Origin of the sequence: Wolbachia endosymbiont (group B) of Pammene fasciana, from assembly GCF_947251495.1 — a bacterium.
GTDB lineage: Bacteria > Pseudomonadota > Alphaproteobacteria > Rickettsiales > Anaplasmataceae > Wolbachia.
In genome coordinates, this window is sequence record NZ_OX366360.1 from 284560 (window position 1) to 303293 (window position 18734).

At 34.8% G+C, this 18734-nt stretch carries 12 protein-coding genes, 1 tRNA gene and 2 pseudogenes; 12 read left to right on the forward strand and 3 right to left on the reverse strand.

Going from position 1 to position 18734, the window contains the following annotated elements:
* Nucleotides 1–46 precede the first annotated feature (46 nt).
* Together OPR29_RS06045 and prmC are read right to left on the reverse strand one after the other, a co-directional pair.
* Nucleotides 47–229: pseudogene (locus tag OPR29_RS06045) on the reverse strand (IS5/IS1182 family transposase); the annotation flags it as partial.
* Nucleotides 230–554: 325 nt separating this feature from the next.
* On the reverse strand, nucleotides 555–1406 hold the full coding sequence (prmC, locus tag OPR29_RS01310) for a peptide chain release factor N(5)-glutamine methyltransferase (protein WP_019236648.1): 852 nt from the start codon (nucleotides 1404–1406) through the stop codon (nucleotides 555–557).
* Nucleotides 1407–1839: 433 nt separating this feature from the next.
* On the opposite strand from prmC, the gene rpsL reads away from it, so the two are divergent.
* From rpsL to OPR29_RS01370, 12 genes are all read left to right on the forward strand, one after another.
* Entirely contained in the window at nucleotides 1840–2214 is a 375-nt protein-coding gene (rpsL, locus tag OPR29_RS01315) for a 30S ribosomal protein S12 (RefSeq protein ID WP_010406837.1), read from the forward strand.
* A gap of 5 nt (nucleotides 2215–2219) precedes the next feature.
* Complete coding sequence (gene rpsG, locus OPR29_RS01320) at nucleotides 2220–2696, forward strand: 30S ribosomal protein S7 (RefSeq protein WP_006014699.1); 477 nt, start codon at nucleotides 2220–2222, stop codon at nucleotides 2694–2696.
* A gap of 21 nt (nucleotides 2697–2717) precedes the next feature.
* Nucleotides 2718–4793 carry an elongation factor G gene (gene fusA / locus OPR29_RS01325; RefSeq protein ID WP_006014698.1) on the forward strand — a complete coding sequence of 692 codons (2076 nt, stop codon included), beginning with the start codon at nucleotides 2718–2720 and terminating at the stop codon, nucleotides 4791–4793.
* A 12-nt stretch (nucleotides 4794–4805) separates the two neighbouring features.
* Nucleotides 4806–5978, forward strand: coding sequence for an elongation factor Tu (gene tuf / locus OPR29_RS01330; RefSeq protein ID WP_265025099.1), 1173 nt, complete (start codon nucleotides 4806–4808; stop codon nucleotides 5976–5978).
* A 12-nt stretch (nucleotides 5979–5990) separates the two neighbouring features.
* A tRNA-Trp gene (locus OPR29_RS01335) sits at nucleotides 5991–6063 on the forward strand.
* Nucleotides 6064–6082: 19 nt separating this feature from the next.
* Nucleotides 6083–6283 (forward strand): preprotein translocase subunit SecE, encoded by a 201-nt coding sequence (gene secE, locus OPR29_RS01340; RefSeq protein WP_007301991.1) that lies wholly within the window; start codon nucleotides 6083–6085, stop codon nucleotides 6281–6283.
* The gene (gene nusG / locus OPR29_RS01345) at nucleotides 6273–7109 is read left to right on the forward strand and encodes a transcription termination/antitermination protein NusG (RefSeq protein WP_010406831.1); all 837 of its coding nucleotides are present in this window, start codon (nucleotides 6273–6275) and stop codon (nucleotides 7107–7109) included. The genes secE and nusG overlap by 11 nt, the downstream gene beginning before the upstream one ends.
* Nucleotides 7110–7111: 2 nt before the next feature.
* Nucleotides 7112–7552, forward strand: a complete 441-nt coding sequence (locus tag OPR29_RS01350) for a 50S ribosomal protein L11 (protein ID WP_007301989.1) — start codon at nucleotides 7112–7114, stop codon at nucleotides 7550–7552.
* 4 nt (nucleotides 7553–7556) lie between these two features.
* Nucleotides 7557–8210, forward strand: coding sequence for a 50S ribosomal protein L1 (gene rplA, locus OPR29_RS01355; protein WP_265025321.1), 654 nt, complete (start codon nucleotides 7557–7559; stop codon nucleotides 8208–8210).
* Between the two features lie 12 nt (nucleotides 8211–8222).
* Nucleotides 8223–8741, forward strand: a complete 519-nt coding sequence (rplJ, locus tag OPR29_RS01360) for a 50S ribosomal protein L10 (RefSeq protein WP_007301987.1) — start codon at nucleotides 8223–8225, stop codon at nucleotides 8739–8741.
* A gap of 26 nt (nucleotides 8742–8767) precedes the next feature.
* Nucleotides 8768–9169: a 50S ribosomal protein L7/L12 gene (gene rplL, locus OPR29_RS01365; protein ID WP_007301986.1), complete on the forward strand. Its 402-nt coding sequence runs from the start codon at nucleotides 8768–8770 to the stop codon at nucleotides 9167–9169.
* Nucleotides 9170–9227: 58 nt separating this feature from the next.
* Nucleotides 9228–17747 carry a DNA-directed RNA polymerase subunit beta/beta' gene (locus OPR29_RS01370; protein WP_265025322.1) on the forward strand — a complete coding sequence of 2840 codons (8520 nt, stop codon included), beginning with the start codon at nucleotides 9228–9230 and terminating at the stop codon, nucleotides 17745–17747.
* A 34-nt stretch (nucleotides 17748–17781) separates the two neighbouring features.
* On the opposite strand, the pseudogene dusB reads toward OPR29_RS01370, so the two are convergent.
* Nucleotides 17782–18732: pseudogene (dusB, locus tag OPR29_RS01375) on the reverse strand (tRNA dihydrouridine synthase DusB).
* Nucleotides 18733–18734: the final 2 nt, after the last annotated feature.

Sequence of the window (18734 nt, forward strand, 5' to 3'; positions counted from 1 at the left end):
TGCTATTTAACACTCCCAAGCTTAAGAATAAATAGCAAACATCTATATCTCGTGCGATATGGCGTTTTATTCCTGAGATTTTTTTACCAGCGTCATAGCCTTTTTCTTCATCAGTGTCTGCGTTCTTTACACTCTGAGTGTCAATTATGCAAAAGCTGATTTTTTCTTTCCAAACATTGTTTTGTCGGACCACACTAACTATTTTTTTTAACATGCACTCCAAAATACTTTTTTTTTATTTCCTTTTACTTTTTCACTCCATTTTTGAAATAATCATAACAATTGCGCCGTTTTGGGAAACTCTTTTGGTAGCATCCTCCACTGATAACCACTTTTTAGGGCGTACAACACTCCGCAAAATATATTCATACAAATCAAGTTTTCTTGGTTTTGTTTTTTCCACAAGACTCCAGATCTGGTGAAATAATCTCAAACTTCTCTCGACTTATGTCACTTGGGTATACACTCCTCATATATCCTAATTTATACACTCTATTTCTTACTTTATGCCTTTCTTGAGATTATGAACAGGTTCTTAGAAAGCTAGCGTTCTACTAGTCATGTTCTTTATCTTGCTTTACAACAATGCATCTTTTCATTCCAGCCAAGTCGTATACGTATTCCTGAAAAGCCAGTCCATATAAGGGTATTATTTTGTCAATATTGCTCTGATCTTCGCCTATTTCCAGTATCGCAAACCCATCTTTTTTAAGACACTTTTTCAATATTGGAAAAATACTCAGGTAACAGCTCAATCCATCGATACCACCATCAAGAGCAATTCTTGGCTCTTTTTGCACTTCAGCTTGCAGATTTTTTAACTTACTTCTTTTAATATATGGAGGATTGCTTATTATAAGATCAAATAAATCTCTACATTCTGTCCACGAATTTGGAAATATTTTAGCTCTGTTGAGAAGATTATGTTTCTTTGTGTTCTGGCAGGTAATTTTGTATGCTTCCAGGCTTTTTTCAAAACCAACTCCAATAGCATATTCATACTCACTAAGTATGGAGATCAACAAACAGCCTGTGCCTGTGCCAAAATCTGCAATTTTTATTTTTTGCTTCTTATTTTGGTAATATTTTAACACTGTTGAAATTACTGTCTCACTATCTGGTCTTGGATCTAGAACATGTTGGTTAACTATAAAATTTTTACTCCAGAATTCACGATTACCTATTATTTGCGATATTGGATATCTTTCTGCTCTTTTTTTTGTTAATTTCCAGAATAGAAGCTCTTTGTTTCTTGGTACCTGATTGGTGTGATTCATGATTGTGAATGATCTTTCTACTCCAAGTACGTACTGCATGATGATTTCACAATCCAAATGTGGTGATTCAATTCTATGTGATGATAGTAGCTTTGACCCTTCTTTAATTAAAGCGCTGATTGTTTTCATTATTCTAAAAACGTGTTCCTTGTATGCAAGAACAGCAAAATTGAGTATAGAATTTTGAACTTAGGGTAGCTGCATTAAATCTAAGTGTCAAGAGTAGGATTGTAAAAATCATCTGGCTTTACTGGTAATTCGGTTAGTATTTTTGCATTAATGTTAGAAACTCTTGGCTCTATTATAAGGATTATTTTCTGCATATTCTTTGATAGCCATCACAGTATATTACTTGTTCCATATCTATATTAATTCGACCACAGCAAGTGATAATTTCTTAATATTAAAACCAATATGCGCTTTAGCATATAATTATCAGTAGCTTTCAAAGCAATTGGGCTGAGATTATTAGAGTAGTAATGTTTATTTTTATATTGACTATTGAGGTTTATTATTTTATAACTAAGACTTAGTTATTTTCAGAGTTTTAAATTTACAGTATATGCCTACGATAAATCAATTAATATGTAAGGGTAGATCAGGGTTAACTCGCAAGAAGAAGGTGCCAGCTTTGGGAAAATGCAATCCTCAAAGAAGGGGTGTTTGCACTAAGGTATATACTACAACTCCTAGAAAGCCTAACTCAGCACTACGTAAGGTAGCTAGAGTAAAGATTAGTGGATACGGTGAAGTGACGGCTTATATACCTGGCGAAGGTCATAATTTACAAGAGCATTCCGTTGTTTTAATACGTGGTGGGCGAGTTAAGGATTTGCCGGGTGTACGTTATCACATAATAAGAGGTGCTCTTGATCTACGTGGTGTGCAAAATCGAAAGAAAGCCCGTTCGAAATATGGTGTAAAGAAATCTGGTTAAAATTTATGGCACGTCGTAATAAAGCAAAAAAAAGAACAAGCCCTGACTCTCGTTATGGTAGTGTCTTGCTTATGCGTTTTATTAATATAATTATGAAATGTGGTAAAAAGTCTATTGCAGAAAAGATTGCTTATAGTGCTTTGTCCTTAGCTGAAAAGAAAATAGGCAAAGATGCCTTATCAATTTTTGAAACAGCAGTAGAAAATGTTACCCCTTCTATAGAAGTACGCTCTCGGCGTATTGGTGGTGCAACTTATCAAGTCCCTGTTGAAATTCGTCAAGATAGAGCAATTTCTTTGGCATTAAGGTGGATTGCTAGAGCAACTTCTGCTGCTCGCAAAAAGAGTGGTAGAACTACTGTTTATTGTTTGCAGTCTGAAATATTAGATGCTTATAATAAATGTGGTGGTGCATTTAAGATGTGTGAAGAAAAGTATAAAATGGCTGAAGCTAATAAGGCATTTTCTCATCTTCGTTTTTAATATTAGCTGATTGATTGTGGTATGGAAGTTTTAATATCTAGGTATAGAAATATAGGAATAATGGCTCATATAGATGCTGGCAAGACCACCACAACAGAGCGTATTTTATTTTATACTGGTAAACAAAATAGGATTGGTGAAGTGCACGATGGTGCGGCTTCTATGGATTGGATGGAGCAAGAGAAGGAGCGTGGCATTACAATTACCTCTGCTGCAACAACATGTTTTTGGAATGATCATAGGATTAATATAATAGATACTCCTGGTCATGTTGATTTCACTATTGAGGTTGAGAGATCTTTGAGGGTTTTGGATGGTGCAGTTGCTGTATTTGATGGAGTTGCTGGAGTTGAGCCTCAGTCTGAAACGGTTTGGCGTCAAGCTGATAAATATACCGTTCCTCGTATCTGCTTTGTTAATAAAATGGATAGAATAGGGGCAAATTTTTATCGATGTATCGATATGATAAAAACGAAGCTTGGCGCATCACCTTTAGTTATTCAGTTGCCAATAGGAAGTGAGAAAGATTTTAAAGGCATAATCGATCTTATTTCTATGAAAGCTATTATATGGCAAGAAGAAACATTAGGCGCTAAATTTTCTTATGAAGATATTCCTTCTGATTTGCTTGATAAGGCTCAAGAGTATCGAAATCTTTTATTAGATGCTGCAGCTGAAATGGATGATGAGGCGATAAATACTTACTTTGAATCTAACGATCTGCCAATTGATTTGTTGAAAAAGTGTGTGAGAAGCGGGACCATTAAAGGAAAATTTGTCCCTGTATTATGTGGGTCAGCTTTTAAAAACAAAGGCGTGCAATCACTTTTAGATGGTGTGGTTGATTTTTTACCCTCTCCTATTGATGTTGATGTAATTATTGGAACTGATCCTAAAGATTCAGAAAAGAAAATTGAGATCAAACCTTCAGAAAAAGAGAAATTCGTTGCTCTTGCGTTTAAAGTGATGACGGATAAATTTGTAGGTAGCTTGACGTTTATTCGTATTTATTCCGGTAAGTTAAAATCTAAATCTGCTGTGTTAAATGCTGGAAAGAATGAGACTGAAGGAATTGGTAGAATGTTGCTTATGCATGCAAATAACAGAGAAGATATAAACGAAGCTAAAGTTGGTGATATAGTTGCCTTAGTTGGATTAAAGAAAACAATTACTGGTGATACTTTATGTTCATCTGATTTTCCTATACTATTAGAGCGTATGGAATTTCCTGATCCTGTTATTGAAATTGCTATAGAACCGAAAACCACCTCAGATCAGGAAAAATTAGGTGTTGCTTTGAATAGATTGGTTGCAGAAGATCCTTCTTTAAGGATGTCAGTAAATGCAGAGAGTGGGCAGACTATATTGAAAGGTATGGGTGAGCTGCATCTTGAGATTATTATTGATAGAATGAAGCGCGAGTTTAATGTTGAAGCTAACGTTGGTGCGCCTCAAGTTGCATATCGTGAAACTATCACTAAATCTGTTGAAATTGATTACACTCATAAAAAACAATCAGGTGGTGCTGGTCAGTTTGCTAAAGTTAAAATAAAATTCGAACCTCTTGAGCCTGGTTTTGGCTTTCAGTTTGAAAGTAAAATTGTAGGCGGTGCTATTCCAAAAGAGTATATACCTGGAGTGCAAAATGGCTTAGAGTTGATAAAAGAAGGTGGTATAATTTCCGGCTTTCCATTGATTGATTTTAAGGCTACTCTTCTTGATGGTGCTTTTCATGATGTTGATTCTAGTCCTTTGGCTTTTGAACTTGCTGCTAAAGGTGCTTTTAAGGAAATGGCAAATAAAGCTGGTCCAAAAATGCTAGAACCTATAATGAAAGTGGAAATCATTACTCCTGAAGAATATATGGGTGATGTTATGGGTGATATAAATAGTAGAAGAGGCAGTGTTGTTGATATGCTGGATTTAGGTAATAATAGCAAAATAATTACTGCTTCGGTTCCTCTTGCAAATATGTTTGGTTATATAAATGTTTTGCGTTCTATATCTCAGGGAAGAGCTCAGTATAGTATGCATTTTTCTTGTTATGAACAAGTGCCACAATATGTGGTTGATGAGTTAAAGTTAAAGTATAATTAAAGGTTAGTAATTATGACAGCGATAGTAGAAGCATTTGGAAAGCCGCATGTAAACGTGGGAACGATAGGACATGTGGATCATGGGAAGACAACGTTAACAGCGGCGATAACAAAGCATTATGGTAATTTTGTAGCATATGATCAAATAGATAAAGCGCCAGAAGAAAGAAAGAGAGGTATAACAATAGCAACAGCGCATGTTGAATATCAAACAGAAAAGAGACACTATGCACACGTTGATTGCCCTGGACATGCTGATTATGTAAAGAATATGATAGTAGGTGCAGCACAGATGGATGCAGCGATATTGGTAGTGTCAGGGGTTGATGGGCCGATGCCACAAACGAGAGAGCATATATTGCTGGCAAAACAGGTGGGTGTTGGATATATCGTGGTATATATAAATAAAGCTGATGTTGCTGATGCTGATATGATAGATTTGGTAGAGATGGAAGTGAGAGAGTTGCTGAGTAAGTATGGATTTCCAGGTGATGAAGTGCCTATGATAGTTGGGTCTGCGTTAAAAGCATTAGAGGATGATAGTAGTGAGTATGGAAAGAAATCAATAGATGAATTGATGGAGAAGTTAGATGAGTATGTGGCAGTACCTCCAAGGCCTATAGATTTGCCGTTTTTGTTGCCAATAGAAGATGTATTTTCAATATCGGGCCGAGGGACGGTAGTAACAGGAAGAATAGAGAAGGGGGAGATAAAGACAGGGGATGAGATAGAGATAATAGGTCTGAAAGCGACGCAAAAGACGATATGTACTGGTGTTGAGATGTTTAAGAAGTTGCTAGATAAGGGAAGTGCAGGACTCAATGTAGGAATACTACTAAGAGGAACAAAGAGAGAAGAAGTGGAGAGAGGGCAAGTATTGGCAAAACCAGGGACAATAACCCCGCATAAGAAATTTAATGCGGAGGTGTATATATTGAAGAAAGAAGAAGGAGGAAGGCATACACCATTTTTTGGAAATTATCAGCCACAGTTTTATTTAAGGACAACGGATGTAACTGGGAGCATAAAATTGCTAGATGGAAAGGAGATGGTAATGCCAGGGGACAATGTAAGTATAGAAGTGGAGTTGCAAGTACCAATAGCAATGGATAAAGGATTACGTTTTGCGATAAGAGAAGGTGGTAGAACTGTTGGTTCTGGCGTTGTTTCGGAAATTTTAGAGTAAACTTTGAATTATAGGAGTGTAGCTCAATTGGTAGAGCGCTGGTCTCCAAAACCAGAGGTTGTAGGTTCAATTCCTATCGCTCCTGCATTAATATTATGGTAGAAATGTTAAAAAACCTGTATGTTTTTTTTTGCGATATAAAGCAAGAAATAAGGAGAATTGCTTGGATAAAAAAACAGCAGGTATTGTCATCTTTGTTTATTGTAATAACTGTTATATTATGCTTTTCGATTTTCTTTTGCTTCGTAGATTTTATGTCTCTTTACGTAATTAAGACTTTATTTGGAATTATTTATGGAATATAAGTATAAATGGTATATCATTAAAGTCGATTACGGGTATGAGAAGGATATATGCGAGTTGGCAACCAATACTGTTTACTTTAAGGAGGTGTTTATTCCTTATCAGACAGTATGTGATGTAAAATCTGATATAAAAGAGTTATGTGAAGTATATATATGTATGCATCTGTGTGATGAAAGCAAAAATATTTTGAATCAAATGACTGGGTTTTGTGGTGATGAGTCTGGTCATTTTGAGATGATTTCAGATGATGAGGTAATTTTAAAACGTAAGGAATTTAATAGATATAAGTGGTACATTTTAAGAGTTGCCTCTAATTATGAAGAGAAAGTGCGCCAATATATATTAGAAAATTCTATGAGATTGAATATTAATAATTATTTTAATAGGGTTTTTATTCCTTGTGAAGAATTAAGTGAGATGGATTTAAAATCTAAAAAAAATGCTAAACGAAGGAAGTCCTTTCCTGGTTATGTCTTTTTATACATGAATTTATGCGATGAGGTATTAAATTTTATTAATAATATACCAAAATCTCTTAAGGTTTATGGATTTTTGAAAAATGGTAATGTTCCAAAGGTGATTGAGGATAATGAGATTCGCTCAATGTGTAGTGCGCTTTACAATGCTCAAGAAACGAAAAAGTTGAGTTATGGTTATGAGAAAGGTGAAAAAGTAAAAATTAATGATGGTCTTTTTCAAAATTTTACTGGTAAGGTAGATATGGTAAATGATGAGAAAAAAATTATTAATATTGAAGTATCAATCTTAGGTAAGCCAACAATAATAGAGCTTGATTTGGCTCAAGTAGAGAAAATAGAGGATTAATTATGAGTAATGTAGTTGCTAAGATTAACTTGCTTATGGAAGCTGGAAAAGCAGTTCCAGGACCGAAAATTGCTTCAGTACTTGGCCCGCGTGGTATACCTGTTCCTAAATTTTGTGAAGCTTTTAATAAAGCTACTAGCGCTGCTAACGCTAGTTATAAAGTAGGTGATTTAGTAACAGTGAGAATTTCCATAAAGGATGATCGCTCTCATGATTTTACTGTCAGCGGTCCGCCTGTGGCTTATTTGCTTAAGCAGGAAGCTAAATTAAGTAAAGCTTCTGGTAATTCTGGTAAAGAATTAGTGGCTAAATTATCTATGTCTGCTATCATTAAAGTGGCAAAGTGTAAGATGGTTGATATGAAAGTGGATAATGAAGATTCAGCAGTGAAGATGGTTATAGGCACTGCAAAATCTATGGGTATAGAAGTTGTGGAAGGTTAGGTAAATGAGTACATATAATGATAATTCTAAGCAATGTTTGGAGAAGGTTGTTGAGTCTGCTTCAGCAAAATTTAATGAATCAGTTGATATCGCAGTCAATTTAGGTGTAGATTCACGTAAATCTGAAGAGCAGGTGCGTGGTACAGTAGTTTTGCCTAAAGGTATCGGGAAGAATATTAAAGTAGCTGTTTTTGCTCAAGATAAACATTTATTAGAAGCTGAAAAAGCTGGTGCTGATATTACAGGAGGAGAAGATTTAATTGAAGAGATAAAAAAAGGTAGAAAGTTGAATGTTGATTGGTGCATCACTACTCCTGATTTCATGGCAAAAATCACTCCTATTGCAAAAGTATTGGGTGCTAAAGGGCTGATGCCTAACCCTAAATTTGGTACTGTGACTTCTAACATTGCGGAAGCTACTAAAACCATTAAGTCTGGTCAAATAAAATTCAGGACGGATAAAAAAGGGGTTATTCATGGTAAATTAGGAAGTATTAAATTTGATATTGATGATTTGCTGGAAAATTTAAAAGCCTTTCTTAAAGTAATTAGAGACAATAAACCTGCTTCTGTGAAAGGAGTTTACTTTAAAAGCGTTTTTTTAAATTCAACTATGGGTAAAGCTCATAAAATAAACAAAGTAGAAGATATAATTTAAGGGAGCGAAATTGTGAAGCGTAAAGATAAGGATGAATTTATACAAAACATAATGAATGTGTTTGTAAATAATGATTTCTTAATATTGGTAAATTTCAAGTCTATGAATGTTAGCAATTCATTAATTCTTAGGAATAGTCTAAAATCTGTAATGGGTGGGATGTTAGTAGTTAAAAATACTCTAGCTTGCTTGGCTTTGGAAAGGACTGGTAAATTTTCTTATTTATCAGGTAAATTTTCTGGTTCTGTTGCTATTATATATTCTAGTGCTATAGTAGAAGCTGCAAAGTTAATAGTTGATTTTATTAATGCTAACAAAGAAAAAATGTCTGTGATTTGTGCGGCTCATATAAATGAATTGTTAACAGTGGAAGATGTTAACAAATTGGCTAAGCTTCCCTCTCTGGATGAATTGCGTGTTAAAATTATGCGTTTAATATCTTATGATATTCCTGCTCGGTTAGCATTGTCTATTAATTCATCTTCTATGAGGCTTATGAGAGTTTTGGATTACTATAGTTCTAAAAAATAAATTTGTTGTTAAATAAGGTGGTCAGTATGAATAATGTAACAAGTGATTTGGTTGATAAAATATTATCTTTAAATCTATTAGAAGCTTCTGAACTTGTAAAAGTTCTAGAAGAAAAAATAGGGTTGCCTAGTGGTTCTTTTCTTGGTGGAGCTGTTGGTGCTGGGGTGCCTATTAGTGATAATGCTAATGCTCCTGTTGCTCAAGAAAAAGCTGAATATAAAGTTGTAATCAAAGAGATTGATGCAAGCAAAAAAATAGGAGTGATTAAAGCTATTAGAGAAGTTAATTCTACATTGAATTTAAAAGAAGCGAAAGAATTAGTTGAGTCTTTACCCAAAGATTTGACTGCTAATGTTTCTAAAGACGAAGCAGAAAAAATAAAGCAAAAACTTATTGAAGCAGGAGCAACTAAAGTTGAGCTTGAATAAAATGTTAGTATATTAATTTTATGTTGATATAGCTCTTTTAATTAGTGAAGGTATTTTAATGGTTGATTCTTCTTATATGTGTGCTTCTAGTGCTTTTGTTCCTAGAGTTTCTTATTCCAGGTCGATTGATTTAAAAGATTCTTTGTTGGATTTGGTTAAAGTCCAAAAGGGGTCATATAATTCCTTTACTCCTAATAATGAGAGTAATGAAAGACTTGAAGCTATCTTTCATACAATTTTTCCAATATCTGATCCTTTGCATAGGGCTACTATCGAATTTTTGAATTGTAGGGTAGATGATCTTAAGTATAGTGAATCTGAATGTATAAAACGTGGTATAACTTTTTCTGCTCAGGTTATTGCTTCTATACGTCTTGTTATTATGCAGGATGGTGTTTCTCTTGAAAAATATCAAGAGATTAAAGAAGATGATGATCATTCTAAGCTTGCAACTGTTATAAAATCTGCTGAAGAGCAGGAGGTTCGCTTTTGTGAACTGCCTATGATGACTGATAAAGGTACTTTCATCATCAATGGCGTAGAGAAAGTTATCGTTTCACAAATGCATAGATCTCCTGGAGTGTTTTTTGATAGTGATAAGGGAAAAACTTACAATTCTGGCAAATTGATCTATTCTGCTAGAGTGATTCCTTATAGGGGTTCTTGGCTTGATATTGAGTTTGATGTTAAAGATCATTTGTATTTTCGTATTGATAGAAAGAGAAAGTTGCCAATATCAGTTTTATTAAAGGCTTTGGGCTTATCAAATAATGACATACTTAATAAATTTTATGAAAAAATAGAGTATATAAAACATAAAAGTGGCTGGAGAGTACCTTTTTCCCCTGATAAATTCAAGGGAGTGAGGCTTCCTTTTGATTTAAAGAATGTTGAAGGCAATGTGTTACTTAAAGCTAATGTTCGTATTACTTCAAAATTAGCTAAAAATCTATATGATAACGGATTGAAAGAGTATCTAATTCCTTATGATTCTATATGTGGTTTATTTCTTGCAGAAGATTTAATAGATAGTGCTAGTTCTACAAAAGTCTTATCTGCTGGTGAATCTATAAAATTAGAGGATATAAAAAAGCTTGAATTATTATCTATAGATAAAATATCAGTGTTGAACATAGATAATGTTTCTGTTGGACCTTACATATTAAACACACTTTTCTTAGATGAAAACATGTCTTATGAGAACGCTCTATATGAAATATATAAGGTTTTGCGTCCTGGTGAAGTTCCTGTTTTAAAGATAGTAGAGGAGTTTTTTCGTAATCTTTTCTTCAGTTCGGAATATTATGATTTGTCTAACATTGGTAGATTAAAACTTAACTCTTGCCTTGGGTTAAATTATGAGGAAAATTTAACTACTTTAACACATGAAGACATTATTGAAATTATAAGAAAAATAGTATTGTTACGTGATGGTCAAGGATCTGTAGATGATATTGATCATTTAGCAAATAGAAGAGTCCGTTCAGTTGGAGAGTTTATAGAAAATCAATTTAGAACTGGATTATTAAAATTGGGACGGGCAGTAGTTGATTCTATGTCTACTTCTAGTTTAGATAAAGTCTCTCCATCTGATTTTATAAATCCAAAAGTGTTAACCAATGTCTTAAGAGATTTTTTCAACTCTTCCCAATTATCTCAATTTATGGATCAGACTAATCCATTATCTGAAATAACACATAAAAGAAGGTTGTCAGCGTTAGGTCCTGGTGGTTTAACAAGAGAGAGGGCGGGATTTGAAGTGCGTGATGTTCATCCAACTCATTACGGAAGAATTTGCCCTATTGAAACTCCTGAGGGGCAGAATATAGGCTTAATTAATAGCTTAGCTATATACGCTCGTATTAATAAATATGGGTTCATTGAAAGTCCTTATAGGAAAGTAGTTAATAAGGTTGTTACTGATCAAATTGAGTATCTGTCTGCTATAGATGAAGGTTTATATTATATAGCCGATACCAGCGCAAAGCTTGATGAGAACAACTGCTTTGTTGATGATATGTTATACTGTAGGTATGCTGGTACCTTTGTAATGGTAAATAGTAATCAAGTAAGTTACATTGATTTATCTCCTAAGCAGGTAATATCGGTTGCTGCTTCTTTAATTCCATTTTTAGAAAATGATGATGCTAATAGAGCGTTAATGGGTTCAAATATGCAGCGTCAAGCTGTACCTTTATTGAAGCCTACTGCTCCTTTGGTTGCTACTGGCATGGAGTCTTTCGTAGCTTCTGGCTCTGGTGCTGTAGTTTTAGCAAAACGTGGTGGCATAGTTGACAGCTCAGATAGTAACTCTATAGTTATACGTGCTTTTGACAAAGGAGGAATTAACTACTTGGATGTAGATATTTATCATCTAAGAAAATTTCAGCGTTCTAACCATAATACTTGTATTAACCAGAAACCACTGGTGCATGTAGGTGATTGTGTTAAGGAAGGTGATGTGATAGCTGATGGTCCTGCTATTAATAACGGTGAATTGGCACTTGGCCAAAACTTGCTAGTCGCTTTTATGTCTTGGCAAGGTTATAATTTTGAAGACTCAATCATTATTTCTAGTGAAGTTGTTAAAAAAGATCTATTTACTTCTATTCATATAGAAGAATTTGAATGTGTTGTACATGACACTCCTTTAGGGTCGGAAAAAATAACTCGTGCCATACCCGGTGTTAATGAAGAAAATCTTTATCACTTGGATGATAGTGGTATAGTAAAGGTTGGTACAAGAGTTGGTCCAGGTTATATTTTGGTGGGGAAAGTTACACCTAAGCATTCTCTTTCATTGCCTCCTGAGACAAAATTGTTAATGACAATTTTTGGTGAAAAGTCATTTGATTGTGTGGATTCCTCTTTATATACATCTCCAGATATTGAAGGGATAGTGATTGATGTGCAGGTCTTTACACGCAGAGGGGAAGAAGAAAACGAAAGGGCGTTTCTTATTAAGCAAAAAGAGGTAAATGATTTTGAGAAAGAGCGGGACCATATAATCAATGTTATTAATCAATATTTCTATGATGAATTAAGAAAAATTCTTATTAATTCTGGCTCGCAAGATCGAGAAAGTATTAATTTTATTGAACGTGAGGGATGGTGGGATATAGGATTGAAAAACCAATCTATTTCTAAGCAAGTTGAGAGCTTAAAAAAAGATTTTGATGAAAAAGTATCACATGCGATAGCAAACTTTAAGCGAAAAGTAGAAAAATTGCATGAAGGCTATGATCTGCCTCAAGGTGTGTCGATGTCAGTAAAAGTTTTTATTGCTGTAAAACATAGTTTGCAGCCAGGGGATAAAATGGCTGGTAGACATGGAAATAAAGGTGTGATTTCTCGAGTTGTTCCAGTAGAAGATATGCCTTATTTAGAAGATGGTACTCCTATTGATATTATTCTTAACCCTCTTGGCGTTCCTTCGCGAATGAATGTAGGTCAAATATTGGAAACGCATGTAGGTTGGGCTTGTAAAAAATTAGGAGAAAAAGTAGGCAATATTCTTGATGAGATCAATAAAATCAAACGTGCTTTTTGTGAGGCAATTAGATCTCTCAGTGATGATGATTTTGAAAAATTTGCAGCATTATATCTTGATAATAAAAAATTTGAGGATATTAATGATGATGAAATAACGGCTTCTATTTTAGATACGCCTAATAAGGATGAATTAAATAATGAATTGACTACATTAGTAGAGAATTATTTCAACTCTTGTAAAGATGCACACAGTAGTTTACGTCACTTCCTGATTGAGGTTTATAGTTGTGGCAGTAATTTATCTATTTGTAATAACATTCGCGATATTAATGATAATCACCTCATTGAATTTGCGTATAAGTTGCGTGATGGCATTCCTGTTACTGCACCTGTATTTGAAGGTCCAAAAGATGAACAAATAGTAAAGCTATTTGAACTTGCTGGATTGGATAACTCTGGGCAAGTTGTATTATATGATGGTTGCTCGGGTGAGAAGTTTGATCGCAAAGTTACAGTTGGTTACATGTACATGCTTAAGTTGCATCACTTAGTAGATGGTAAAATTCATGCGCGTTCAGTAGGACCTTATAGCTTAGTTACTCAACAACCTCTTGGAGGAAAGTCTCATTTTGGTGGTCAGCGTTTTGGTGAAATGGAATGTTGGGCATTGCAAGCCTATGGTGCTGCTTACACTTTGCAGGAAATGTTAACTGTGAAGTCTGATGATATTAATGGCAGGGTTAAGATTTATGAATCGGTAATAAAAGGTGACAGTAACTTTGAATGTGGAATTCCTGAATCCTTTAATGTCATGATAAAAGAGTTGCGTTCCTTGTGTTTTAATGTGGATTTGAAGCAAAATGACATAGTAATTGAAGATATATCTCATACTAACATCGCGCAATCTTTTAATGAGGTTAGCATTTCCATTGCTAGCCCTGAAAGTATTAAACGTATGTCTTATGGAGAGATAACAGATGTTTCAACTGCAAACTACCGTACATTCAAAGTTGAGAAAGGTGGATTATTTTGTCCTAAAATTTTTGGTCCTGTCAATGATGATGAATGTTTATGTGGAAAGTACAAAAAAAGAAGACATAGGGGCCGTATATGCGAAAAATGTGGAGTAGAAGTTACATCTTCTAAAGTAAGAAGAGAAAGAATGGGTCATATAGAGCTTGCATCTCCTGTTGCTCATATATGGTTTTTGAAGTCACTTCCTTCAAGAATTGGAGCATTATTAGATATGTCTCTTAGAGATATCGAAAGTATTTTGTATAGTGATAATTATGTTGTAATAGATCCTCTTGTTTCCTCTTTTGAAAAAGGTGAAATTATTAGTGAGAAAGCTTATAATGAAGCTAAAGATAGCTATGGGGTCGATAGCTTTATAGCTATGCAAGGTGTTGAAGCTATAAGAGAATTGCTAATACGCCTTGATTTACATGAAATTAGGAAGAATTTAAGACAGGAGTTAGAGTCTGTTGCTTCTGAAATGAGAAGAAAGAAAATTATAAAGAGATTACGTATTGTTGAAAATTTTATCAAGTCTGGAAACAGACCTGAGTGGATGATACTTACAGCTATACCTATTTTACCACCTGACTTGCGTCCCTTGGTATCGCTTGAAAGTGGTCGACCTGCAGTTTCTGATTTAAATCATCATTATAGAACTATTATTAATCGAAATAATAGATTGAGAAAATTGTTAAGTTTAAATCCTCCTGAGATTATGATTCGTAATGAGAAAAGAATGTTACAAGAGGCAGTTGATTCTCTTTTTGATAATAGTCGTCGTAATGCTCTGGTAAATAAAGCTGGCGCTACTGGATATAAAAAGTCTATTAGCGATATGCTGAAAGGAAAGCAAGGTCGTTTCCGTCAGAATCTTTTAGGAAAAAGGGTGGATTATTCTGGACGTTCTGTAATAGTTGTTGGTCCAACTTTGAAACTAAATCAGTGTGGATTACCGAAAAGAATGGCTCTTGAGCTATTCAAGCCTTTTGTTTACTCAAGGCTTAAAATATATGGAATGGCTCCAACTATTAAATTTGCTAGTAAGTTAATAAGAGCAGAAAAGCCAGAAGTTTGGGATATGCTTGAAGAAGTAATAAAAGAGCATCCTGTTTTGCTAAATAGAGCGCCTACGCTACATAGGCTTGGTATTCAGGCTTTTGAGCCAGTCCTTATTGAAGGTAAAGCAATACAGCTTCATCCACTTGTTTGTACAGCATTTAACGCTGACTTTGATGGTGATCAAATGGCAGTACATGTGCCAATTTCATTGGAAGCTCAACTTGAAGCTAGAGTGTTGATGATGTCAATTAATAACGTTTTAAGTCCTTCTAATGGAAGACCGATTATAGTTCCTAGTAAAGATATAGTGCTTGGTATATACTACCTAACTTTACAGCAACTTAAGAAGGATGATTTACCACTTTTTTGTGCTTTTTGTGAAGTTGAGCATTCCTTAAACAACGGTACTCTGCATATTCATTCTCATATAAAGTACAAAATGGAACACATCAATAGCGATGGAAACATTCAGTATAAAACTATTTGTACAACTCCTGGACGTTTAATATTATGGCAGATTTTTCCTAAACATGAGAATCTAAGCTTCGATTTAATAAATCAGGTATTAACAGTTAAGGAAATAACTAGTATTGTTGATTTAGTATATCGTAGCTGCGGTCAAAGTGCTACAGTGGTATTTTCTGATAAATTGATGACACTTGGCTTTGAGTATGCTACATTTTCTGGTACTTCTTTTAGTCGTTGCGATATGGTCATACCTGAAACTAAAGCTACACACGTTGATTATACAAGGGGTGAAATTAAGAAATTTTCTGCACAGTATCAAGACGGACTAATCACTAAAAGTGAGAGGTATAATAAAGTTATAGATGAGTGGTCTAAGTGCACAGATATAATAGCGAATGATATGTTAAAAGCGATATCTCTGTATGATGAAAATAGTAAGTACAATTCAATATATATGATGGTTAGCTCCGGTGCAAGAGGTTCTACTTCCCAGATGAAGCAGTTAGCAGGAATGCGAGGGTTAATGACCAAACCTTCTGGTGAAATTATAGAAACACCTATAATTTCTAATTTTCGCGAAGGATTAAATGTATTTGAATACTTTAATTCTACTCACGGTGCGCGTAAAGGTTTAGCTGATACTGCACTTAAAACTGCAAACTCTGGATACTTAACTCGTCGCTTGGTTGATGTATCTCAAAATTGCATAGTTACAAAACATGACTGTAAAACGAAAAATGGCCTTATTGTAAGAGCTATAGTTGAAGGTAGTACTATAGTTGCATCTCTAGAGAGTGTTGTACTGGGTAGAACAGCTGCAAATGATATATATAACCCAGTAACCAAAGAGTTATTATTAAAAGCAGGGGAACTAATTGATGAAGGTAAAGTAAAGCAAATCAACATTGCAGGTCTTGATGTTATAAAAATTAGATCGCCTTTAACTTGTGAAATAAGTCCTGGTGTGTGTTCTTTGTGTTATGGAAGAGACCTTGCAACTGGTAAAATTGTTTCAATAGGTGAAGCAGTTGGTGTTATCGCTGCTCAATCTGTTGGAGAGCCAGGTACTCAGTTAACGATGCGTACTTTCCATATAGGTGGGGTAATGACTAGAGGTGTTGAATCCTCAAATATTATAGCTTCTATTAATGCTAGAATAAAATTAAACAATAGTAATATAATTATAGATAAAAACGGAAATAAAATTGTGATAAGCCGTTCCTGTGAAGTCGTTTTAATTGATAGCCTTGGTAGTGAAAAATTGAAGCACAGTGTGCCTTATGGTGCTAAACTTTATGTAAATGAGGGTGAGTTAGTAAAAATTGGTGATAAAGTTGCGGAATGGGATCCGTATACACTACCTATTATTACGGAAAAGAGTGGTACAATATCTTACCAGGATTTAAAAGATGGAATTTCAATCACTGAAGTGATGGATGAATCTACAGGGATATCAAATAGAGTAGTAAAAGATTGGAAATTGTACTCTGGTGTAGCTAATTTACGTCCTCGTATTGCACTGCTTGATGATAATGAAAAAGTAATAACACTTTCAAGTGGTGTGGAAGCATGTTACTTTATACCAGTTGGTGCAGTGCTTAATGTACAGGATGGCCAAAAGGTTCATGCAGGTGATGTTATCACAAGAACGCCGAGAGAGTCAGTTAGAACTCGTGATATTACTGGTGGCTTGCCTAAGGTTATAGAATTATTTGAAGCACGTCGTCCTAAAGAGCATGCTATCGTTAGTGAAATAGATGGCTATGTAATGTTCTCTGAAAAAGACCGTAGAGGAAAACGCAGTATAGTAATTAAACCTGTAGATAAGCAAGCTTCTCCAGTTGAGTATTTAGTATCAAGAAGTAAGCATGTAATAGTTAATGAAGGTGATTTTGTGCGTAAAGGTGATTTATTGATGGATGGCGATCCTGATCTTCATGATATTCTACGTGTGCTTGGGTTAGAAGCGTTAGCACACTATATGATTTCTGAAATACAGCAAGTTTATAGATTGCAAGGTGTGCGCATAGATAACAAGCATTTAGAAGTGATCTTAAAGCAAATGCTACAAAAAGTAGAAATTACCGATCCTGGTGATACTATGTACTTAATTGGAGAAAATATTGACAGGCTGGAAATTGATAGAGAAAATGATGCTATGGATAACTCTGGAAAACGACCTGCTCATTATCTTCCTATTCTGCAGGGAATTACTAGAGCAAGCCTTGAAACTAATTCCTTTATTTCTGCTGCCTCTTTCCAAGAAACAACAAAAGTACTTACGGAAGCAGCATTTTGCGGAAAGAGTGATCCTTTGAGTGGGTTAAAAGAAAATGTTATAGTAGGAAGGTTAATTCCTGCTGGTACGGGTCTGATTATGAATAAGGTGAAAGCACTTTCGCTTTGTGAAAATATAGATAAATATGAAAAATATTTTGATATTGAGACTTATGACGAAAAATTGCTGAGTGATAATAGTTATCAATTACATTCTGATGAAGAAGAGAGTGTGGTGGCATCGCACTATGATCAGTCAAATTGAATATATCTAATGAGGTAGTATGTTTAATCTGTTTTTAACTAAAAAAATCGATTATATTTTCTTTCACCTCTGTGCTGTCTATTATGTTATTTACTCTTACACGAAATTCAGATGAGTTTTGAAGCCCGCTACTGTACCATCCTATATGTTTGCGGGCCATCTTTATTCCTGTATCGCTTCCATAGTACTCAAGAATACTGTCATAATGCTTGAGTATTATGCTTAATCTCTCTGAGGCTGTTGGCTCAGAAACTTTATTTCCACTCAAAAAGTTTATTGCTTGATTAATCAGCCAAGGTTTGCCGTAAGCACCACGACCTATCATTACTCCATCTGCCCCAGATTCTTTAAGTGCACTTTGAACATCATTCAAACTCTTAATATCTCCATTTACTATAACTGGAATTTTTACCTGCTCTTTAACATTTCTAACGAATTTCCAATCTGCTTGACCATTATAAAGCTGTGCCCTTGTCCTTCCATGTACAGTAATCATCTTTGCTCCCAAATCTTCTGCAATTTTTGCCAAGCGCGGAGCATTACGATTTTCGTCATTCCATCCAGTACGCATTTTTACTGTAACTGGCACACTCACTGCCTTGACTACAGCTTCTATTATCTCAGCAGCCTTTTTTTCATCACGCATAAGTGCTGACCCTGCGTAACCGTTTACAACTTTTTTAACTGGACAACCAAAATTTATATCTATGATTTTTGCACCCATGCCCTCATTTAACTTTGCAGCTTCCGCCATAACATCAGGCTCACAACCAGCAAGTTGTACAGCGGTTAGTTCATCGACTTTTGCTTTTTGCATGCTCTGGCGAGTTTACATGATCATAGCTCTGCTTGCAATCATTTCTGAGACTAGCAAACTTGCACCAAGTTTCTTTACAATACTCCTAAATGGATAGTCAGTCACTCCAGACATTGGCGCTAAAATAACTGGAGAATCAATCGTCAAACTTCCTATTTGTAGGGACATAG

Excerpts from the sequence above, each read along its gene's own strand:
- tuf (WP_265025099.1), top strand. The coding sequence starts at position 4,806 with ATGACAGCGATAGTAGAAGCATTTGGAAAGCCGCATGTAAACGTGGGA.
- rpsL (WP_010406837.1), top strand. The coding sequence starts at position 1,840 with ATGCCTACGATAAATCAATTAATATGTAAGGGTAGATCAGGGTTAACT.
- secE (WP_007301991.1), top strand. The coding sequence starts at position 6,083 with ATGTTAAAAAACCTGTATGTTTTTTTTTGCGATATAAAGCAAGAAATA.
- prmC (WP_019236648.1), bottom strand. The coding sequence starts at position 1,406 with ATGAAAACAATCAGCGCTTTAATTAAAGAAGGGTCAAAGCTACTATCA.
- OPR29_RS01350 (WP_007301989.1), top strand. The coding sequence starts at position 7,112 with ATGAGTAATGTAGTTGCTAAGATTAACTTGCTTATGGAAGCTGGAAAA.
- rpsG (WP_006014699.1), top strand. The coding sequence starts at position 2,220 with ATGGCACGTCGTAATAAAGCAAAAAAAAGAACAAGCCCTGACTCTCGT.
- rplL (WP_007301986.1), top strand. The coding sequence starts at position 8,768 with ATGAATAATGTAACAAGTGATTTGGTTGATAAAATATTATCTTTAAAT.
- fusA (WP_006014698.1), top strand. The coding sequence starts at position 2,718 with ATGGAAGTTTTAATATCTAGGTATAGAAATATAGGAATAATGGCTCAT.
- rplA (WP_265025321.1), top strand. The coding sequence starts at position 7,557 with ATGAGTACATATAATGATAATTCTAAGCAATGTTTGGAGAAGGTTGTT.
- nusG (WP_010406831.1), top strand. The coding sequence starts at position 6,273 with ATGGAATATAAGTATAAATGGTATATCATTAAAGTCGATTACGGGTAT.
- OPR29_RS01370 (WP_265025322.1), top strand. The coding sequence starts at position 9,228 with ATGGTTGATTCTTCTTATATGTGTGCTTCTAGTGCTTTTGTTCCTAGA.